This window comes from Nonomuraea sp. NPDC050328 (genome assembly GCF_044459405.1).
Lineage (GTDB): Bacteria > Actinomycetota > Actinomycetes > Streptosporangiales > Streptosporangiaceae > Nonomuraea.
Map to the genome: position 1 here is coordinate 83,458 of NZ_JBITIW010000008.1, position 19,177 is coordinate 102,634.

A 19,177-nucleotide genomic window follows, 5' to 3' on the forward strand; every position below is an offset into this window, starting at 1 on the left:
TCGGCACGGGGGCTCGGGAAACTCCGGCCTGCCGTACCCCACCCGAAGCGCTCAGGAAGGGGGTGGCTTGAGGAAAGGGGCGAGCCATTCCGGGGTGACCGAGGCGGGAAAGGCGGTGGCCTGGTCGGGGGAGACGTCGAGGGCCGCGTAGCCGCCCTTGCCGGCGCCGGCACCCGCGATGACGGTGAAGACGCCGGCACGGCGCTGGAAGAAGGTCTGGCGCAACCGCCATCCGACCACGGCCCGACGCTCCACGACGGCCTGGGAGCGACGGAGGGAGCCGGAGCGGACGGCGAGCCGTACGCCGTCGTAGCCGTGCCCCAGCGAGCGGTAGCGGTCCAGCCCGAGGGGCACGCCGAGGACGGCGAACAGCAGGGAGACGCCGAGCAGGGCACCCCAGAAGGGCGGGTTGAGGACAACGGCGGCGAGGGCCAGCAGGAGCCAGGGGAAGACGGCTCGGAAGATACGGCGCTGCCGGGCGGCGGGCGGGTGCGGGACGAGGGGCCCGGTGTAGGGCCCGATGGCCCGGGCGGTGAGGTCGAGGGCGACGGCGCGGGGGACGTCGGGAAGGAGCTGCCCACGCGTCTCAGAGTCCCCCAGGCCGGTGACGATGGCCCAGACGCGCACCACCCCGGCCCACCGCTCGAAGAGCGCGTCGACGACCTCGTAGCCCCGCACACGGGCGGCTTCGAGGGAGACGCTGCGCCGGGTGATGAGCCCGCGTTCGGCGACCAGGTGGCCGTCGCGGCGCTTGAGGGTGAAGTCCCAGTTGAACAGCGCGTACATGATGCCGCCGGCGAACGGCATGAGCACGACGAGCGCGAGGACGGCGATGAGCAGGAGGTGCGGCCGGTCCCAGAGCCAGCGGCCGGCCCCGAAGGCGGCTCTGCCGTACCCGAGGTCGTCACCCCACTGGAAGGCCAGGCCGATGGCGCCGCCGGCGATGGCGAAGGGGGTGAGGAGGTAGGCGCCGGAGAGCGGGCCGTAGATGAGCCAGGCGCGCGGGACCTTGATGATCACATCGTCGGGGACCGGCGCCGGTGGAGCCTCGGCGACGGAAGCGGGCGAAGCGGCGGCGGCGGGGGCGCGGCGGAGGAGGAGGTTCTTGAGGTGCTCGGCCTCGGCCAGGGTGACGCCGTTGAGCTCGCCCTCCTGCTGCCCGCCGCCGCTGGCGCCGGTGTCGATGCGCAGGACGGCCAGGCCGAGGAGCCGGTGCATGGGCGGGGTGGTGATGTCGACGCCGCGCACCCGTTCGAGCGGGATGGTGCGGACCGAGCGGCTGATCAGCGAGCGGCGCAGCTCCAGCCGGTCGCCGACGATGCCGTAGGTGAAGGTCAGCCAGCGCACGACGGCGAAGACGACGGTGCCGGCGACGCCCAGCGAGGCCCACAGGTAGGACCGCGCGGAGAACCCGCTGGCGAACAGCAGACCGATGAGCGGCACCAGCAGGGAGGGCAGCATCCGCACCGGGTCGATGACCAGCACCTTGGGGCTGAGCCGGTTCACGTGGCGTCGTCCCTGAGCTCTTCCGCGCGGCGGGCGAGCTCGTCGGCGAGGGCGGCGGCGACCTGGTGGTCGAGGCCCTTGACGGTCGAGGAGCCGGCGTGGGAGGCGGTGCGGATCTCCAGCGTCGCCAGGCGCAGCATGCGCTCGAACCAGCCCTGGCTCTTGTCGACGGTCTGGATGCGGCTGACCGGGACGAAGACCCATTCGCGGGTGAGGCAGCCGGAGCGGGCGTAGACCACGTCGCCCGCCAGCTCCCAGCGGTGGACGGCGTAGCGGACGAACGGCTCGGCGACCAGCAGCGGCAGCGAGATCACCACGACCAGCGCGGGCAGCACCCACCAGGAGCCGGCGAACCACTCGGGCACCCAGCCCCACTCGCTGCGGCCGATCCAGCGGGCCAGCAGGAAGGAGCCCCCGGCGAGCAGGACGAAACCGACGAGCGAGTGCAGCAGCCAGAGGTGCCGGGCCCTGGGCGAGACCTGGTGGGCGGGCTCACGGACGTTCACGGTTCCACACTATGCCGCACCGGGACAGGGCGATCACCCGTCCGCCTTCACCCCACTTGTCCTGCGATTTAGGGACGTTTCGGGGCGAGTTCCGGTCCTCGTGCACCGCGAAACGGTCTGCGCATCGCCGTAGGACGCGTAGCATCGTGCGACATGAGGCTGCGCATCCCCTCGGCACGCCGCGCCATCGCCACACTGGCGGCGGCGGTGCTCGTGGTCTGCGTCGCCGGATGCTCGGTGCTGCGGGGCAACGCCTCCGCCGCCCGGGAGCTTCTCCAGATCAACGTCTCCAGCCCGGAGATCAGGCCAGGCGGTCCGCTGCCTGCCGAATACACCTGCGAGGGCGGCAAGGGCAGCCCGATGCTCACCTGGTCGAGCCAGCCGCTCAAGGACGCGAAGACCTTCGCCGTCGTCGTCGACGACAACTCCGCGCCCGACCAGGCGGTGCACTGGATCATCTACAACATCGACCACCGCACGACCGTGCTGGCCGCGGGCATCCCGGCGGAGGGGGCGACCTCGCCCGACGGGACCAAGGCTCCGGAGGAGGCCACCCAGGCCCAGCTCCTGGACGGCACGCGGGGCTACTCCGCGCCGTGCCGCAAGCCGGCCGGCGAGGGTCCGGGCAACTACCGCTTCAGCGTCTACGCGCTCAGCGGCAAGGTGGCCACGGAAGAGGGCGACACGATCTCCAAGATCCTGCACAAGATCGCGGAGCTCACCATCGCCCGTGGCCGGTTGACCGCGGTCGACATCGAGTGAGAGCTCGGACACTGCAGGTAGTAGTGGTTACCAATTCTTCACTTAGGGTGTGACAACGCTCCCTGGGGTCGGCACAATCAGATCCAATTGTTAGGCGTTAGTGATCAAAGGGGAGGGATTGCGTCGATGGCCGCGCGATCCCGCTGGCGTCACAGGAAGGCCATGGCTGAGGTGGTGCAATGTTCGCGGTCGTCGTGATATTGGTCGCAGTCGTGCTCCTCGTGCTCGTAGTCGTGGCGCTGGGCATGAGGTCCATGAACAAGCGGGAGAGCAACCTGCCGCCCGAGCGGATGCGGGAGCTCATGGAGCGTGAGGAGCGCACTCAGGTCCGGTCCACGGACGAGTTCGCCGCTCACGAGCCGCGGATGACGAATTTCAGTCCGGACTTCAGCCCCCTCGACGAGGAGAAGCCCAAGCCGGTCCGCACCGGCCAGCGCGGCAAGCGCGGGGTGGACGAGTGGGGCAACGCGACCTCCGACGACGAGGACGAGGAGTTCTGGGCGAGCATCCGCAGCGACGCCGCCGAGGGCGGGTTCGGCGCCGGCGGCACGGTCAAGCCGCGGCAGGCGGCCAGCCGTCCCCGGGTCGACGACCCGCACGCCGCGACCGTCCAGGCGCCGCTGCCGCAGCGCCCGCAGGCCGCCCCGAGCACTCCTGAGCCCGCGGCCCAGCCGGCCGCCGCGCCGCTGGCCCCCGCGGCCGGGCTCGGCGCCCTGGTGGAGCCGCCGAGCCAGAAGGACCTGTCCGACCAGCGCACCGTGACCTTCGCGGCGCCGACGCACGACGTGATGAGCATCCTCGCGCCGGGCAGCAAGCCCGTCGCCGCCGAGGCCTCCTCCGGCTCCTTCGCCGCCACGAGCGGTTCGTTCCCGGAGACCAGCGGCTCGTTCCCGGCGGCCTCGGCCACCGGCACCGGTTCCTTCGCCGCCGCGCCGAGCGCCGGCGGGTCCTTCACCCCCGCGGCCGGACCGGCCTCCGACTCCTTCTCCGCCATCGCCAGCACCGGCACCTTCGCCGTCCCGCCGGGCCTGCACAGCGCGCCGACCAGCGACCCGTTCCCGGCCTACAACGCCGCGGACGCGCTGGAGACCACCTGGCAGCAGCCCACGCCCGCGGCCGGCACGACGGGGACCACCTCGGGCTCCTGGCCCGCCGCCTCGCCGGACATCCTCGACGACCCGGCGCCCGCCGGCGGCTCGTGGCCGGCCTTCGAGGGCGCCTACAGCTCGCCCGCGCCCACCTTCGCCTCCTACGAGGTGCGTCCCGGCTACGCCGCCCCCGACAACGACGCGCTCACCGGCCCGTCGCCCGCGGTCGGCACGCCCACCGCGCCCGGCCGGGCGGTCACGCCGTACGACGACGTGCTCTCCGGCGGCTACAGCACGCCGGCCGCGCCCGCCACCCCGGCCGCGTGGCCGGAACCGCCCGCCAACGCCTGGCCGTCCTACGGCGAGATGTACGGCTCGCAGCAGCAGCAGGAAGCGGCTGCGCGCGCGGGCGAGCGACGGGGCGCGGACAAGGATCTCCCGGACTACTACCGCTGATCGAGGCGGACGGGTCGGCGCGCGAGGGAGGTGCGGCGACCCCGGGACCACGATCATGTAAAAACCGCTGATCACGCCTTATGGGTATCGGTGATGCCCCGTTACAGTCACCCCATGACTCAGGGTGGCTTCGCCGATACTCTCCGTCACGATCTTCCGGCATCGCTGGTCGTCTTCCTCATCGCCATTCCGCTGTCGCTGGGCATCGCGGTCGCCTCCGGCGCTCCGCTCGCGGCGGGGCTGGTGGCCGCGGCCGTCGGCGGCATCGTCGCCGGCGCGCTCGGCGGCTCGGCGATCCAGGTGAGCGGACCGGCCGCCGGGCTCTCCGTGGTGGTCATCGACCTCGTCCAGACGTTCGGCTGGCGCGCGACCTGCATGATCACGCTGCTGGCCGGGGGCTTCCAGCTCGTCCTGGGCCTGTTCCGGGTGGCACGGGCCACGCTCGCCGTCTCCCCCGCCGTCGTGCACGGCATGCTCGCCGGGGTCGGCGTGGTGATCGCGCTGTCGCAGTTGCACATCGTGCTCGGCGGCAGCCCGCAACGCTCGGCGGTCGACAACCTGATCGAGCTGCCCGACCAGCTCATCCACCTGGAGGGGCACGGGGTCGCGGCCGGGCTGCTCACCATCGCGGTGCTGCTGGTGTGGGGGCGGCTGCCGAAGTCGGTCCGGACGGTGCCCGCCCCGCTGGCCGCCCTGGTGATCGCGGCGCTGGCCGCGTGGGCGTTCGGCTGGCAGGTCACCCGGGTCGACCTGTCGAACAGCATGTCGGAGTGGACCTCGCCGCTGTGGCCCGCGGGCGACTGGCACGACGTCGTCGGCGCGGTGATGCTGATCGCGGTGCTGTCGGCGGTGCAGTCGCTGCTGTCGGCGGTGGCCGTCGAGGGGCGCAGCGTCAACCTCGACCGCGAGCTGACCGGCCAGGGCGTGGCCAACGTGGTCGCCGGGGCGCTCGGCGGGCTGCCGATCGCCGGGGTGATCGTGCGCACCACCGCCAACAAGGTCGCGGGGGCGCGCAGCCGCTGGTCGACGATCCTGCACGGCTGCTGGGTGCTGGTGTTCATGTCGGGGCTCGGCTGGACCGTGCGGCTGATCCCGATGGAGTCGCTGGCGGCGCTCCTGGTCTTCATCGGCATCCAGATGATCAACCTCGGGCACGTGCGGAAGGTGCACGGGCACGGCGAGGTGCCGGTCTACGTGGTGACCCTGCTCGGGGTGGTCCTGGTCGGGCTCGGCGAGGGCATCCTGATGGGGCTCGCGCTGGCCGCGCTGCTGGCGCTGCGCCGGCTGACCTGGGTGAGCGTGCGGGTACGGCCCAAGGCCGACGGGCACTGGCACGTCACCGTGGACGGCTCGCTGACCTTCCTGGGGGTGCCGCGGCTGACGTCGGGGCTGCGTGCCGTACCGGCGGGGGTGCCGGTGGACCTCGATCTCAACATCGACTTCATGGACAACGCCGCCTTCGAGGCCCTGCACTCCTGGCGGCTGGAGCACGAGGGCGGCGGCGGGACGGTCGAGATCGACGAGCTGCACGACGAGTGGTACTCGCTGGCGGCCAGCGGGTCGCGGATGTATCCGGCGAAGTCGCCGCCCAAGACCCCCGACCGGTGGTGGCTGCCGTGGACGCACCGCCGGCTGCTGCCCCGTCACGGCGGGCCGGGGGCGCTGCGGTCCGGGGCCAAGGAGTTCCACGAGCGTACGGCTCCGCTGGTGCGGCCGATCTTCACCGAGCTGGCGCGGCAGCAGAGGCCGGGGCAGCTGTTCATCACCTGTGCCGACTCGCGGGTGGTGCCGAGCCTGATCACGGCGAGCGGGCCCGGGGACCTGTTCACCGTGCGGAACATCGGGAACCTGGTGCCGCGGTGCGGGACCGGGCCAACGGACGACTCGGTGGTGGCGGCGATCGAGTACGCCACGGAGGTGCTCCAGGTGCGGACGATCACCGTCTGCGGGCACTCGGGGTGCGGGGCGATGGCCGGACTGCTCAGCGGGGGGATCAAGGCGGGCGGGATGCCGGGGCTGCAGCGCTGGCTGCGGCACGGGAACCACAGCCTGGCGCGGTACATCTCGGGGGACCTGCTGCCGGGCGGTGAGCCGGGGGCGGGGGCGCTCGCGGCGGGCGGGGAGGTCCGGCCGGTCAAGGGCGTCCTGCCGGTGCGGGACGTGCTGCCGGTCGGGGACCCGCTGCCGGTGGGGGACGCTTTTCCGGCCGGTGGGCTTCCGGTGGCCGAGCTTCCGGCGGGTGGGGTCGGGGTGGCCGGCCGGGTGGGGATCGCCGATCGGGCCGGGACGCCCGGGCTCGGGTCCGGGCCGCTGGATCGGCTGTGCCGGGTCAACGTGCGGCAGCAGCTCGACAACCTGCGCACCTACCGGCGGGTGGACGAGCTGGTCCGGGCCGGGCGGCTGGAGCTGGTGGGGCTGTACTTCGACATCGGGGCGGCCCGGGTCGAGGTGCTGGAGAGCGCGGGCGGTTTCGCGGAAGACCGCATTTCCGGAAATATGGGCACATGAGAATTCTGGTGCTAGGTGGATCACGTTTCCTCGGCCGTGCCCTGGTCGAGGCGGCGCTGCGGCGAGGGCACGAGGTCACCACGTTCACCCGCGGCGTCTCCGGCCCGGGCGTCGCCGGGGTCGAGGAGGTGCACGGCGACCGCGAGCGTCCCGAGGACCTCGCCGCGCTGGTCGAGGGCCGGACCTGGGACTTCGTCATCGACACCTCCGGCTACGTGCCGCGCGTCGTGCTCGCCTCCGCCGAGGCGCTGTCCGGGCACGCGCAGACCTACGCCTTCATCTCCACCATCTCCGCCCTCGACGGCTTCCCCGCCAAGCCCGGCACCGACGAGTCCGGCCTGTGGCCGTGCGCCTCCGACGCCGGGCCCGAGGACGGCGACTACGGCGTGCTCAAGGCCGGCTGCGAGCGGGCGGTCGAGGAGGCCTTCGACGGCAACGCCCTGATCATCCAGCCCGGGCTGATCCTCGGGCCGTACGAGAACGTCGCCCGGCTGCCGTGGTGGCTGACCCGCATCTCGCACGGCGGCCAGGTGCTCGCCCCCGGCGACCCCTCGGTGCCGATGCAGCTCATCGACGCGCGCGACATCGCCGAGTTCACCCTCGACCAGGCCGAGGCCGGGGTGGCCGACCGGTTCATCGTCACCGGACCCGCCGGGAACACCACCTACGGCGAGTGGCTGGAGCTGTGCAAGCAGGTCACCGGGTCGGACGCGGAGTTCGTCTGGGTGGACGACCAGTTCCTGATCGACCAGGGCGTGGGGCAGTTCGTCGAGCTGCCCCTGTGGTCGGCGCCCAGCGACGACCGGGAGAACTTCTGGAACGCTTCGACGGACAAGGCCTTCGCCGCCGGGCTGCGCTCCCGGCCGGTGGCCGAGACCGTGGCGGACACGTGGGCGTGGTTGCGGGAGATCCCGGAGGACGAGCGGGTCTACGGGGGGAAGATGCAGCACGGGATCGCTCCGGAGAAGGAACAGGCCGTCCTGGCCGCCTGGGCCGCCCGCTGATGCCGGCGGTGTGTATTTTTCCGCGGTAGCCGTACGGGCCGGGGCCTAACGTCGGGGCCGTGCCCTTCGGGGCGCCGGACCCGCTCCCAGGGCCCGGGAAGGCGGGGGACTGTGCCTCCCCCGCCCTCCCCCGGGGCTTCAGGCATGTCGTCCACGCCGGCCGGGCGGTCATCTGGGCCGCCGTCATGGTCTCGCTCTTCACCGCGAAGTAGACGTACTGATCAACCGGCATGGCCCGGCCCTGGCGAGCCGGTGTTCAGGCGAGATCCACGCCCGCGGCCCGCATCCTCGCCTCCACCAGTGCCGTCAGCCGGCGCCAGCCCGGCTTCTCCTCCTGGCCGTGCCGGCTGAGCAGGCTGTAGCGCAGGGCGGCGTCCGGCCGGGCCCGCAGGCCGGGCGGGACTGGCAGCAGGGCGGGGTGGGCGAGGAAGTAGCCGGCCATGTCGGTGGCGAGCTCGTCGACGCGCGGGTCGTCGGCCGGCCACTCGGCGGCCTGCCACATGCGCTTGACCAGCGAGACGTAGTGCGGATCGTCGAGCGCGCCCTCGACCCTGGCCACGTAGTCGTCGAAGCCCTCCGGTACCAGGGCCCTGATCAGCACCAGGCCCTCGCGGGCCACCGTGACGTCCTCGGGGCTCAGGCCGAACTCCGCGGCGGCCTTGTCCAGCCTCGCGAGCACCCCGTCGGGCAGCAGGGCGCGGTCGCCGGTGGCCAGCCGGTGCAGCATGTCCCGCCGCGCGATCAGGTCGTCGATCCGCTCGGTCAGGCGCTGCCCGGCGTCTTCCAGGGCGGCGGCGAACGTCTCCGGGTCGGTGTCGAGGATCGCCTTCACCTCGGCCAGGGCCACTCCGGCGGCGGCCAGCGTCCGGATCTGCACCAGCCGGAGCAGGTCGGCCGAGCCGTAGCGCCGGTAGCCGGAGACGTCCCGGTGGGGCTCGTCGATCAGGCCGTGCTTGTGGTAGTGCCGGATGGCCTTCACGCTGAGGCCGGCGAACGCCGCCGCCTGCCCGATCGTGACGCCCTCGGTCATCCGCTCCCCCGGTCTGCCGATCGTTGCGCCAGCTCGCGTACCGCGTCCGCGACGGCGCGGAAGTCCTTGCGCAGGATGCTGCCGTGGTTGCTCGCCACCTTGGCGCTCACCTCGATGTTCGGCTTGCGGGCGAGCACCGGGCCGAGGCTGGCGCGCATGCTCTCCATCTCATCATGGCCGCCGCCGATGTTGCCCCCGGTGGCCACCACGTACCGAACCGGGCAGGTCAGGCCGTCCAGGACCGGCCCGAGGGCGGCGTAGATCTCGTTCAGCTCGATGTTGCTCCGGGCGTGCTGCTCGGCGGACATCCTCCCGGCCATGCCCACCTTCGCCAGCAACGGCAGCAGCCACCGCGACCGCAGCCACCACCGCCGCACCTGCTCCTCGGTCAGGGCGAACTCGTACGGGTAGCCCCCGTCCACGCACACCACGCCCAGGACGCGCCCCGGGTTCCGTGCCGCCCAGTGCAGCGCCACCGGCCCGCCGTACGACCACCCGACCAGCAACGGCCGCTCCACCTCCCGGGCGGCCAGGACGGTGCTGACGTCCCTTACGTGTGCCTCGAACGAGGCCGCTTCGGCGGACCGCCCCGACCCGCCGCGTGCTCGCATGTCGTAGGTGAGGTGCCGGTAACCGCTCCCGAGCTCGGCCACGACCCGCCGCCAGTGCCGCTGGCTGGCGAACTGTCCGTTGAGGTAGAGAATGGGGCGACCCTGGCCACCGGTGTCGGTGACGGCCAGCGCCGTGTCGTCGATGGGGACCATCCCGGTCCAAGGTGAAGTGGTGGTCACCCGTTCAGCCTGCGGCCTGACCCAAGGTCAAGGTCAAACCCGGCTGCTTGACGCTTCGCTATGAGCCCATGCTGGAGAACAGATGCCTAAGTTGCTCGCCCGCGTCGCGGACCCCTTCCTGGTGATGTACGGCTCGTTCACCGTCATGGACGTCGACGGCCTCTCGTTCTCCCCCGCCGCGCTCGCCCCGGAGGAGCTGTACGAGCTGGTGAGTGAGGGCGACCCCTGGTTCGCCGCCACGGAGAACATGGCGATCGTCTGCAGCCGCGAGGGCTACCACCACAGGGCGGAGGTCGCGTTGGAGCTGTGGGACGGCGAGCCGCCCGCCGACGCCGAGGGCCAGGCCGAAACCGCCGCCGAGCTGCTGCGCAGCAGCTCGGGACGGGTGCGGGCGACCAACTCCATGGGCAACAGCGGCTCAGTCCTCGACCTCGGAGAGCCGGCCGCCGTGTGGTCGGTCAGAGTCCGGCGGATCAGGAAAGGGAGCCAGGTCGCCGTCTACTACTCCTCATCGGAGGAGGCGGCTGACGAGGAGGACGAGGAGGACGGCGGCTACCCGGAGGGCTTGGAGGAGTTCCGCGTCCAGTTCTGGCCGGCCGCGCGAGGTGACTCCCCCAGGTGAGGGTGACGAGCCGGCCTGTAGGCCGGGTTCTGTCCTTCGCTGGTGCGAAGGGGCGACCATCCATCTAGGGCCGTCGTTGCCGGCGGCCTCAAGCGGTCTACCCGCGCGGCTCGGGCGGGCAGCCCTCGGACGTCGCGCGCGGGACGTCTCGCTGAGACGTCCCTTCTTGACCTTGCTCCAGGTGGGGTTTACCTAGCCGCCCACGTCGCCGTGGGCGCTGGTGGTCTCTTACACCACCGTTTCACCCTTACCTCCGGAAACCGGAGGCGGTTTGCTTTCTGTGGCACTGTCCCGCGGGTCGCCCCGGGTCGGCGTTACCGACCACCCTGCCCTGTGGAGCCCGGACCTTCCTCGGCGGGCCCGGAGGCCCGACGCGGCCGCCCGGCCGGCTCGTCCAAGTGAGACTACCAAATCCCAAGCGATCTCCAACTGAACGACAAGATCGAGAGCGAAGAATGGGACCTGTCACCGGCTGAGGGGGCTGGTGGCGCACATCGGCCGTGCCAGGTGTTCTGGCGGCGCCTGGCACGGCCGATCAACGCAGGTGGGAAGTGTCGTTCATCGACTTCACGACCGCCTGCCCGTCCACGTAGTACTCGATCCTGGACAGGCAGGCCAGGTCGAGGTGCAGCCGGTAGAGCGCGGCGGGCGGAGCCAGCAGCGCGAAGCGCAGGAGCATCTTGATCGGCGTGACGTGCGAGACGAGCACGATCGTGCGCCCCTCGTACCGCTCGACCAGGCGGTCTCTGGTCCTCTGGACACGTCGCGCCGCCACCCCGAAGCTCTCCCCACCCGGCGGCGCGACGGCAGGATCGGCCAGCCACGCGGCCAGCTCGCCGGGCCAGCGGCGCTGGATCTCGGTGAAGGTGTGGCCTTCCCAGGCGCCGAAATCGGTCTCGCGCAGGCCCTCGTCGATCTCGACGTCGAGGCCCCCGCAGGCCTTGGCCACGGCTTCTGCGGTCTGGCGGGCGCGCTTGAGCGGGGAGGAGACGATCACGTCGGGGGGTTCGCCGGTCGCCAGGCGGGCGGCGGCTCGGGCGGCCTGGTCGAGGCCCGTGGGGGTGAGTTCGGGGTCTCCGGTGCCGGAGAAGCGGCGCTCCACCGACAGCGGGGTCTCGCCGTGCCGGAGGAGGAGGAAGGTGGTGGAGGTCGTCGTGGGGGGACGCCACCCCCCGGTGACCGGGGCCTGCCCACCGACGGAGGCGCTCGCCGTAGCCAAAGGACTGCCCGATAGCGCGGAGGCCCGGTCCGAGGGGTCGGCCGGTACGGCGGAGCCGCGTGCCGTACCTGATGGGCCGGCGGGTACGGCGGAGCCGAGTGCCGTACCTGATGGGCCGGACGGTACGGCGGAGCCGCCCGCGCTCCAGGTGAGGCCCTTGGCGGCGGCGTCCATGGCCTCGTTGGCCAGCCGGTCGGCGTGGGAGTTGCGCTCGCGCGGGATCCAGGTCCACTCGGTGACGCGCAACCGCCGGGCCAGCCCGGCGGCCTCGTCGGCCAGCGGCCGCAACCCCTCGTTCTTGATCTTCCAGCGCCCGGCCATCTGCTCGACGACCAGCTTGGAGTCCATGCGGACGGCGACGGAGGCCCCGTCCCCGCCCAGGTCGAGCACGGCCCGTAGCCCGGCGATGAGGCCGCGGTACTCGGCGACGTTGTTGGTCGCCGTGCCGATGGCCTCGGCGACCTCGGCCAGCACCTGGCTGTCGGCGGCGTCACGCACCACCGCGCCGTACCCGGCCGGGCCGGGGTTGCCGCGGGAGCCGCCGTCGGCCTCGATGACGAAGGAGGGCACGCTCACAGCCCCGAGTTGGGCGTGCGCACCAGGATCCGGCGGCACTCCTCGCAGCGCAGCACCTCGTCGGCGGCGGCGGCCTTGATGCGGTTCATGTCCGCGATGGACAGCGACACCTTGCAGCCCTGGCAGCGCCCGGCGTGGAGCATCGCGGCGCCCACGCCGTACTGCTCGCGCAGCTTCTGGTAGAGGGCGAGCAGGTCGGCGGGGATCTCGGCGGCGACCTCGGCGCGGCGCGTCTGGTTCTCCCCGGCCTCCTTGTCGATCTCCGCGTAGGCGGCGTCGCGGCGGGCCTCGACGGTGGCGCGGGCGGCGCCGATCTCGTCGCGGGCGGCGGTGAGCTCGGCGACCTGGGCGTCGGCGGCCTCGCGGCGCTCCATGATCTCCAGCACGACCTCCTCCAGGTCGCCCTGGCGGCGCTGGAGGGAGACGATCTCGGACTGCAGGTTGGCGAGGTCCTTCGGCGAGGTGACCTGGCCGGAGTCGAGCCGCTTCTGGTCGCGCTCGGCGCGCTGGCGGACGGTGTCGACGTCGCTCTCGGCCTTGGTCTGCTCGCGGGCCAGGTCGCCGGCCTCGGTCTCGGCGGAGATGACCTGCGGCGCGATGCGCGCGTAGTTCTTCGTCAGCTCGTCGATCTCGGCGAGCTCGGGCAGGGTGCGGCGGCGGTGCGCGAGGCGGTCGGCGACGGCGTCGAGCTCAGCGAGGTCGAGGAGGCGCTGCTGAGCGGCGGGAGCGGCTTTCATGGTCAATTTCCCTCTTGTCATCGTCGTCGAAGGGCGCCCGAACTCGGCACCATCATCATTGGCGACCACGCCTACGGCGGCAAATCGCAGGGCGGCCGGGTCGTGCGGGGTCAGGTCCTGGCGGCCTGGGTCCAGGCGTCGGTGACCAAGGTGGAGACGCGGGTCTCCACCTGGAGCCCGGAGCCGTCGAGCAGGGCGGCGGCGGTGGGGAGCCAGGGCCACTCGGTCGCCCAGTGCGGCGCGTCGAGCAGGGCGGGGCCCCCGGTCTCGACGAACTCGCTGGCGGGGTGGTGCCGCAGGTCGGCGGTGAGGAAGGCGTCGACGCCGGCCGCGCGGGCCGCGCCGAGCAGCGAGTCGCCGGAGCCGCCGCTGACCGCGACGCGGCGTACCGGCCGGTCGGGGTCGCCGGCGAACCAGACGCCGCGCGCGGTCTCGGGCAGCCCGCCGAGCGCCGCCTGCGCGAACTCGGCCAGCGTGACCTGCGCGGGCAGGTCGCCGATGCGGCCGAGGCCGCGCCACGGGTCGTCGGGGAAGGGCTGCAGCGGCACGAGGTCGCCCACCAGGCCCACGGCCCGGGCCAGCGCGTCGGAGACGCCGGGATTGGCCACGTCGGCGTTGGTGTGCGCGGTGTAGAGGGCGATGTCGTGCTTGATGAGCCCGTGGAGCATCCGGCCCTTGTAGGAGGTCGTCGCCACCGAGGTGGTGCCGCGCAGGTAGAGCGGATGGTGCACGACGATCAGGTCGGCGCCCCAGGCGAGCGCCTCCTCGGCCACCGCCGGCACGGGGTCGACCGCGAACAGCACCCGGCGCACCGGCTGCTCGAGGTCGCCGCTGACCAGGCCCACCGCGTCCCACGACTCGGCCCGGTCGGGCGGATAGGCCGTTTCGAGCTGCTTGATGACCTCCGCGAGCCGCGTCACGCAGCCTCCTTCACCCTCTGTGTGCGTAAGAGGATATCCGGGGCTGTCGCCCGAACGTGGTTCGGCGTACTGTAAGTGAATCCTGACGCGGGAGGGACGGCATGACGCCAAGAATCGCGATCATCGGCGCCGGGTTCGGCGGGTTGTGCATGGCGATTCGGCTGGAACGGGCGGGGATCACCTCTTACACCGTCTTCGAGCAGGCTTCCGGGCTCGGCGGGACGTGGCGCGACAACACGTATCCGGGCGCCGGATGCGACATTCCCTCCCATTTGTACTCGTACTCCTTCGAGAAGTACACGAGCTGGACCCGCCGCTATCCCGGCCAGCCCGAGATTCTCGGCTATTTAGCCCATTGCGCCGATAAATATGACGTCAGGCGAAAAATCAGATTCGACACCGCGGTCACCGCCGCCGCCTTCGACGGCACGGGCTGGCGCGTCACCTTCCGCCCCTCCCCCGGTACGGCGGAGCCGCGGGTCGAGGAGTTCGACGTCGTCGTGGCGGCGGTCGGCCAGCTCAACCGGCCGCACCTGCCCGACATCCCCGGCCGGTCCACCTTCGACGGCGTCGCCTTCCACTCGGCCCGCTGGAACCACGACCACGACCTCACCGGCCGCCGCGTCGCGGTCATCGGCACCGGCTCCTCCGCCGCGCAGTTCATCCCGCCGGTCGCCGAGCGCGCCGCCCGCCTCACCGTCTTCCAGCGCACCCCGAACTGGGTGATCCCCAAGCCCGACGCCGAGTTCTCGCCCAGGACGCAACGGGCCTTCCACTTCGTCCCCGGCCTCCAGCGCCTCTACCGCGAGTGGATCTACCGCTACGCCGAGGGCACCCTCTACCCCGCGCTGGCCGGCGGCTGGAGCGCGGACCTGCTGCGCAAGCGCGCGCTCGGCCACCTCCACGCGCAGGTGCGCGATCCCGCCCTGCGCGCGAAGCTCACCCCCGACTACCCGCCGGGCTGCAAGCGCGTGGTGATCGACAGCCGCTTCTACCCCGCGCTCACCAGGCCCAACGTGGAGGTCGTCACCGACAAGATCACTCGGATCGCGCCGGGCGGCGTGGAGACCTCCGACGGCCGGCTGCACGCGGTGGACACCATCGTCTATGGAACCGGTTTCCGCAGCACCGAGTTCCTGGCGCCGGTCGACTTCGCCGGGCGCGACGGCCGGTCCCTGCGTGAGCAGTGGCGCGAGGGCGCCGAGGCCTATCTCGGCATCGCCGTCCCCGGCTTCCCGAACCTGTTCCTGCTCTACGGCCCCAACACCAACCTCGGGCACAACTCGATCGTCTACATGCTGGAGTGCCAGGTCGAGCACGTCATGCGCTGCCTGCCGTACCTGACGAGCAGAGGACCCATGGAGGTGCGGGCGGAGACCATGGCCGCGTGGCGCGCGCAGCTCGCGCGGGCGATGGACGGGATGGTGTGGGGCGAGGGCTGCCAGAGCTGGTACAAGACAGCCACCGGCCGCGTCACCAACAACTGGCCCGGCCCGACCACCCTCTACCGGAGGCTCACGGCGCGCCCTCCCGGCGGGGCGTACAAATTCGGCTGACCGGGTTGGTCGGACGGCACAAGGGTTTCGCCGGCCCGGCGCGATAACGTCACTGGCATGACGCTCCCCCTCCACCAGCAGGCGATCGTCGCCGACGCGCACAACGACCTCTTGATGGCCGTCGCGGCCCGGCCGCACGAGCAATGGGCGGAGTTCTTCCGCCGCCAGTGGCTTCCGCAACTGCGCGCGGGCGGGGTCAGGCTGCAGGTGCTGCCGGTCTTCATCGACGACGAGTTCCGGCCCGAGGGCGCGCTGCGCCAGACGCTGCGCATGATCGAGTGCGCCCACGTGATCGCCGAGGGCAACCCCGGCGCGGTACGGCTGTGCCGTACCGGCGCCGAGATCGACGCCGCCCTCGCCGACGGGCTGATCGCGCTGGTCCTGGCCCTGGAGAGCATGCCCGGCCTCGACGCCAGCGTGGAGCTGATCTCCACGGTGCACCGGCTGGGCGTGCGCATCGCCTCGATCGCGCACTGGGGCCGCACCCCGCTGGCCGACGGCAGCGGGGAGGACGCCACCGGCAGCGGCCTGACCTCCGACGGCGTCGCCGCGCTGGCCGAGATGGAACGGCTCGGCATCATCTTCGACATCTCCCACCTGGGCGCCACCGGCGTGGCCCACGTGCTGGAGCTGGCCACCAAGCCGGTCATGGCCACCCACTCCTCGGCGCGGGCGCTGCGCGACCACCACCGCAACCTCACCGACGAGCAGTTGCGCGCGGTCGCGGCCACCGGCGGCATCATCTGCGTGAACTTCTTCCACGCCTTCCTGTCCGAGACCAAGGCGACCTTCGACGACCTGCTCGACCACTTCGAGCACATCGCCGCCGTCGCCGGGATCGACCACGTGGGCATCGGCGCCGACTTCGTCCGCGAGGTCATGCTCGACCTCACGCCGCCGTGGTGCTGCGAGGGCGACGCCAACTCGCGCGGCGTCGACCCGTTCGGCTACGTCGAGGGCCTGGAGGGGCCCGCCGGGCTGCCGCTGGTCACCGAGGGGCTGCTCAAGCGCGGGCTGGCCGAGGACGACGTCCTCAAGATCATGGGCGGGAACATGCACCGGTTCTTCAAGGAGCGGCTGGGATGATCGAGACGATGCTGGCGGATCTGGAGGAGCTCGTCACCTGCGAGTCCTTCTCGGCCGACCTGGAGGCGGTGGCGCGCAGCGCCAAGGTCGTCGGGGCGATGGGGCGGCGGCTGCTCGGGGCCGAGCCCGAGTACCTGGTGATCGACGGGGTGACGCACCTGCGCTGGACCTTCGGCACGCCGAAGGTGCTCCTGCTGGGCCACCACGACACCGTCTGGCCGATCGGCACCCTGCGCACCCACCCGTGGTCGGTGGTGGACGGGGTGGCCAGGGGGCCGGGCGTCTTCGACATGAAGTCCGGGCTCGTCCAGATCTTCCACGCCCTCGCCGGGCTGGACCCGCTCGACGGCGTCTCGGTGCTGATCACCGGGGACGAGGAGGTCGGCTCCACCACCTCCGCCCCGCTCATCGAGGAGAGCGCGCGCGGGCTGGCCGCCACCTTCGTGCTGGAGGCCAGCGCCGACGGCGGCGCGCTCAAGACCGCGCGCAAGGGCACCTCCGACTACCGCGTCACCGTGTACGGCAAGGCCGCCCACGCCGGTCTCGAACCGGAGAAGGGCGCCAACGCCGGGATCGAGCTCGCCCACCAGATCCTGGCCATCGCCGGCCTGGGCGCCGGGGCGCCGGGCTTCTCGGCCACCACCGTCACGCCGACCGTGCTGGCCGGCGGGAGCACGGTCAACACCGTGCCCGCCGAGGCCTGGGTGGGCGTGGACGTGCGGGTCGCCACGCTGGCCGAGCAGGCCCGGGTGGACGCGGCCATGCGGTCGTTGTCGCCGGTGGTGCCCGGCACCCGGCTGGAGGTCGCGGGCGGTCCCAACCGGCCGCCCATGGAGGAGGCCATGTCCGCCTCGCTCTTCGCCCTGGCCCAGTCGGTGGCCGGACGGCTGGGGCTCGAACCGCTGAGCTCGGCCGCGGTGGGCGGGGCCTCGGACGGGAACTTCACCGCCGGGCTGGGCTGTCCCACGCTCGACGGGCTCGGCGGGGTGGGCGGCGGCGCCCACGCCGACCACGAGCACGTGATCGTGGCCGAACTGCCCCGGCGTACGGCACTGCTGCGGGAGCTGGTGCGGGAGGTGCTGGCCGGGGCGGCTTGATCGGCGGGCCGGCGGGGGTTGACTCGGCGTGTCAGATCGAATAGACCCACAGGGGATCATTCGATCATTCCGCAGGAGGGCCGATGTCGGGTAGAGCAGCCGTGCGAGGGGTCGTCAAAGGCGGGTTAGCCGTGGTGGCGGCCGGAGTCCTGGCGGCGGCGGGCAGCACGCCCGCCACGGCCCAGACCGCCGGCTCAGGAGGCTGGGGAGTCCCCACGGTGGATCCAGGCGGGGCTCCCACAGTGGATTCGAGCGCGGCCCCGGCTGTGGACGGGGCGGGGCGGCCGCCGCGGACGACCAAGGGGCCGTGCGGCTACACCGAGACCCCGGACGAGCCGCCGGCCCGCAAGGTGCACCTGCCGCCCGACCCCCGGCGCACCCCCACCCGGCCGGTGTCGGTGACGCTGGACACCAACCACGGCCGGATCGTGCTGACCCTAGACCCGGCCAAGGCCCCCTGCACGGTGCAGAGCTTCGTGCACCTGGTCCGGCACCGCTTCTACGACCGGACGTCGTGCCACCGGCTCACCGCCTACGACCGGCTGAAGGTGCTGCAGTGCGGCGACCCGAGCTTCACCGGCGAAGGCGGGCCGGGCTACCGCTACAAGGACGAGCTGCCCACCGACCTGCCGCCGTGGCCCGGCGACCCGACCGGCGAGCGCAAGACCTACGCCCGAGGCGTCCTGGCCATGGCCAACGCGGGACCGGACACGAACGGGAGCCAGTTCTTCCTGGTGTACGGCGACTCGGGACTGCGGCCCCACTACACGATCTTCGGCACGGTGGACGCGGGCGGCCTCGCCGTCCTCGACCGGATCGCGGCCGGCGGCATCCAGCCGACGCCCGACGGGCCGACCCCGCCGGTGGACGGGCGGCCGGTGCTCCCGGCGGACATCCTCGACGCCCGGGTCCGCCGCTAGCCGAGCCGGTCCGGCGGGTAGAACCGTGGGGTGAGCCTCAGCATTCGCGAACTCCGCGAGATCCACGACCTCCAGCGGGTGGCCGACCTCTTCGACGAGGTCTGGAAGCCGGAGCCGGGCAACCCGCCGGTGCCGCTGGACCTCATGGTGGCCTTCGCGCACGCGGGCTGCTACGTGGCCGGGGCCTTCGACGGGCAGGAGCTCGTCGGGGCCTCGGTCGGCTTCCTGGGCGCGGGGGCGAGCCTGCACTCGCATGTCACCGGGGTCCGCGCGGCGGGGCGCGGGGTGGGGTACGCGCTCAAGCGGCACCAGCGGGAGTGGTGCCTGGAGCGGGGGCTGGAGACGATCAAGTGGACGTTCGATCCGCTGGTGCGGCGGAACGCGCACTTCAACCTCACCAAGCTGGGTGCCCGGCCGGAGGAGTACCTGGAGGACTTCTACGGGGAGCTGCGGGACGAGCTCAACGCGGGTGACCGGTCGGATCGGCTGCTGGCGGTGTGGCGGCTGACCGAGGAGGCGGGGGCCAGGCCGGTGCCGGGCGGGGCCGGGGTGGTGCTCGACGAGGACGGGCGGGCGCACGAGGCCGACACGCCCGTGGTGCTGGTGGCCACGCCCCGGGACATCGAGGCGCTGCGGCGGCGGGAGCCGGAGCGGGCCAGGGCCTGGCGGCCGGCCATGCGGCAGGCTCTGGGCGGGCTGATGGCCACCGGCGGCAAGGTCGTGGGCTTCACCGACGCCGGGCACTACGTGGTGGTGCGCGGGTAACGCGGATTGCCCGATCCGGAGCACTATG

At 72.5% G+C, this 19,177-nt stretch carries 17 protein-coding genes and 1 other RNA gene; 10 read left to right on the top strand and 8 right to left on the bottom strand.

The annotated features are described in order from the left end of the window. Positions 1 to 51: 51 nt before the first annotated feature. Positions 52 to 1,506 (bottom strand): PH domain-containing protein, encoded by a 1,455-nt coding sequence (locus ACIBG7_RS27985; protein ID WP_397338170.1) that lies wholly within the window; start codon positions 1,504 to 1,506, stop codon positions 52 to 54. After that, a complete protein-coding gene (locus tag ACIBG7_RS27990; protein WP_397338171.1) occupies positions 1,503 to 2,012 on the bottom strand; it encodes a PH domain-containing protein in 510 nt (169 codons plus the stop codon). The genes ACIBG7_RS27985 and ACIBG7_RS27990 overlap by 4 nt, the downstream gene beginning before the upstream one ends. A gap of 153 nt (positions 2,013 to 2,165) precedes the next feature. Between ACIBG7_RS27990 and ACIBG7_RS27995 the strand changes: the two genes are divergently transcribed. From ACIBG7_RS27995 to ACIBG7_RS28010, 4 genes are all read left to right on the top strand, one after another. Then, entirely contained in the window at positions 2,166 to 2,774 is a 609-nt protein-coding gene (locus ACIBG7_RS27995; protein ID WP_357921433.1) for a YbhB/YbcL family Raf kinase inhibitor-like protein, read from the top strand. Positions 2,775 to 2,953: 179 nt separating this feature from the next. Next, entirely contained in the window at positions 2,954 to 4,318 is a 1,365-nt protein-coding gene (locus ACIBG7_RS28000; protein WP_397338172.1) for a hypothetical protein, read from the top strand. Between the two features lie 114 nt (positions 4,319 to 4,432). Further along, positions 4,433 to 6,826, top strand: a complete 2,394-nt coding sequence (locus ACIBG7_RS28005) for a SulP family inorganic anion transporter (RefSeq protein WP_397338173.1) — start codon at positions 4,433 to 4,435, stop codon at positions 6,824 to 6,826. Next, positions 6,823 to 7,830, top strand: coding sequence for an NAD-dependent epimerase/dehydratase family protein (locus ACIBG7_RS28010; protein WP_357921441.1), 1,008 nt, complete (start codon positions 6,823 to 6,825; stop codon positions 7,828 to 7,830). The genes ACIBG7_RS28005 and ACIBG7_RS28010 overlap by 4 nt, the downstream gene beginning before the upstream one ends. A gap of 256 nt (positions 7,831 to 8,086) precedes the next feature. Here the strand turns inward: ACIBG7_RS28010 and ACIBG7_RS28015 are convergent, their stop codons facing one another. Next, entirely contained in the window at positions 8,087 to 8,860 is a 774-nt protein-coding gene (locus ACIBG7_RS28015; RefSeq protein WP_397338174.1) for a MerR family transcriptional regulator, read from the bottom strand. Continuing rightward, positions 8,857 to 9,651 carry an alpha/beta hydrolase gene (locus ACIBG7_RS28020; RefSeq protein WP_357921446.1) on the bottom strand — a complete coding sequence of 265 codons (795 nt, stop codon included), beginning with the start codon at positions 9,649 to 9,651 and terminating at the stop codon, positions 8,857 to 8,859. Before ACIBG7_RS28020 ends, ACIBG7_RS28015 begins: the two co-directional genes overlap by 4 nt. A gap of 82 nt (positions 9,652 to 9,733) precedes the next feature. Between ACIBG7_RS28020 and ACIBG7_RS28025 the strand changes: the two genes are divergently transcribed. Beyond that, entirely contained in the window at positions 9,734 to 10,273 is a 540-nt protein-coding gene (locus tag ACIBG7_RS28025; RefSeq protein WP_397338175.1) for a hypothetical protein, read from the top strand. Between the two features lie 2 nt (positions 10,274 to 10,275). Here ACIBG7_RS28025 and rnpB read toward each other — a convergent pair. The 4 genes from rnpB to ACIBG7_RS28045 form a co-directional block, all read right to left on the bottom strand. Beyond that, positions 10,276 to 10,666: RNase P RNA component class A (rnpB, locus tag ACIBG7_RS28030), an RNA gene on the bottom strand. Between the two features lie 142 nt (positions 10,667 to 10,808). After that, positions 10,809 to 12,062, bottom strand: a complete 1,254-nt coding sequence (locus tag ACIBG7_RS28035; protein ID WP_397338359.1) for a bifunctional RNase H/acid phosphatase — start codon at positions 12,060 to 12,062, stop codon at positions 10,809 to 10,811. A gap of 2 nt (positions 12,063 to 12,064) precedes the next feature. Further along, a complete protein-coding gene (locus ACIBG7_RS28040; RefSeq protein WP_357921451.1) occupies positions 12,065 to 12,805 on the bottom strand; it encodes a C4-type zinc ribbon domain-containing protein in 741 nt (246 codons plus the stop codon). Positions 12,806 to 12,915: 110 nt separating this feature from the next. Beyond that, positions 12,916 to 13,725 carry a Nif3-like dinuclear metal center hexameric protein gene (locus ACIBG7_RS28045; protein ID WP_397338176.1) on the bottom strand — a complete coding sequence of 270 codons (810 nt, stop codon included), beginning with the start codon at positions 13,723 to 13,725 and terminating at the stop codon, positions 12,916 to 12,918. A gap of 101 nt (positions 13,726 to 13,826) precedes the next feature. Between ACIBG7_RS28045 and ACIBG7_RS28050 the strand changes: the two genes are divergently transcribed. The 5 genes from ACIBG7_RS28050 to ACIBG7_RS28070 all read left to right on the top strand — a co-directional run bounded on the left by ACIBG7_RS28050 (position 13,827) and on the right by ACIBG7_RS28070 (position 19,149). Then, the gene (locus ACIBG7_RS28050) at positions 13,827 to 15,281 is read left to right on the top strand and encodes a flavin-containing monooxygenase (RefSeq protein WP_397338177.1); all 1,455 of its coding nucleotides are present in this window, start codon (positions 13,827 to 13,829) and stop codon (positions 15,279 to 15,281) included. Between the two features lie 57 nt (positions 15,282 to 15,338). Next, complete coding sequence (locus ACIBG7_RS28055; RefSeq protein ID WP_397338178.1) at positions 15,339 to 16,367, top strand: dipeptidase; 1,029 nt, start codon at positions 15,339 to 15,341, stop codon at positions 16,365 to 16,367. Next, complete coding sequence (locus ACIBG7_RS28060; protein ID WP_357921462.1) at positions 16,364 to 17,464, top strand: M20 family metallopeptidase; 1,101 nt, start codon at positions 16,364 to 16,366, stop codon at positions 17,462 to 17,464. Before ACIBG7_RS28055 ends, ACIBG7_RS28060 begins: the two co-directional genes overlap by 4 nt. Before the next feature lie 83 nt (positions 17,465 to 17,547). Then, positions 17,548 to 18,384: a peptidylprolyl isomerase gene (locus tag ACIBG7_RS28065; RefSeq protein ID WP_357921465.1), complete on the top strand. Its 837-nt coding sequence runs from the start codon at positions 17,548 to 17,550 to the stop codon at positions 18,382 to 18,384. A 30-nt stretch (positions 18,385 to 18,414) separates the two neighbouring features. Continuing rightward, positions 18,415 to 19,149 (top strand): GNAT family N-acetyltransferase, encoded by a 735-nt coding sequence (locus ACIBG7_RS28070; RefSeq protein ID WP_397338179.1) that lies wholly within the window; start codon positions 18,415 to 18,417, stop codon positions 19,147 to 19,149. Positions 19,150 to 19,177: the final 28 nt, after the last annotated feature.

What these genes read in the sequence shown, in the direction of transcription:
- ACIBG7_RS27995 (WP_357921433.1), top strand. Translation starts at nt 2,166, where the DNA reads ATGAGGCTGCGCATCCCCTCGGCACGCCGCGCCATCGCCACACTGGCG.
- ACIBG7_RS28000 (WP_397338172.1), top strand. Translation starts at nt 2,954, where the DNA reads ATGTTCGCGGTCGTCGTGATATTGGTCGCAGTCGTGCTCCTCGTGCTC.
- ACIBG7_RS28005 (WP_397338173.1), top strand. Translation starts at nt 4,433, where the DNA reads ATGACTCAGGGTGGCTTCGCCGATACTCTCCGTCACGATCTTCCGGCA.
- ACIBG7_RS28010 (WP_357921441.1), top strand. Translation starts at nt 6,823, where the DNA reads ATGAGAATTCTGGTGCTAGGTGGATCACGTTTCCTCGGCCGTGCCCTG.
- ACIBG7_RS28015 (WP_397338174.1), bottom strand. Translation starts at nt 8,860, where the DNA reads ATGACCGAGGGCGTCACGATCGGGCAGGCGGCGGCGTTCGCCGGCCTC.
- ACIBG7_RS28025 (WP_397338175.1), top strand. Translation starts at nt 9,734, where the DNA reads ATGCCTAAGTTGCTCGCCCGCGTCGCGGACCCCTTCCTGGTGATGTAC.
- ACIBG7_RS28040 (WP_357921451.1), bottom strand. Translation starts at nt 12,805, where the DNA reads ATGAAAGCCGCTCCCGCCGCTCAGCAGCGCCTCCTCGACCTCGCTGAG.
- ACIBG7_RS28050 (WP_397338177.1), top strand. Translation starts at nt 13,827, where the DNA reads ATGACGCCAAGAATCGCGATCATCGGCGCCGGGTTCGGCGGGTTGTGC.
- ACIBG7_RS28055 (WP_397338178.1), top strand. Translation starts at nt 15,339, where the DNA reads ATGACGCTCCCCCTCCACCAGCAGGCGATCGTCGCCGACGCGCACAAC.
- ACIBG7_RS28060 (WP_357921462.1), top strand. Translation starts at nt 16,364, where the DNA reads ATGATCGAGACGATGCTGGCGGATCTGGAGGAGCTCGTCACCTGCGAG.
- ACIBG7_RS28065 (WP_357921465.1), top strand. Translation starts at nt 17,548, where the DNA reads ATGTCGGGTAGAGCAGCCGTGCGAGGGGTCGTCAAAGGCGGGTTAGCC.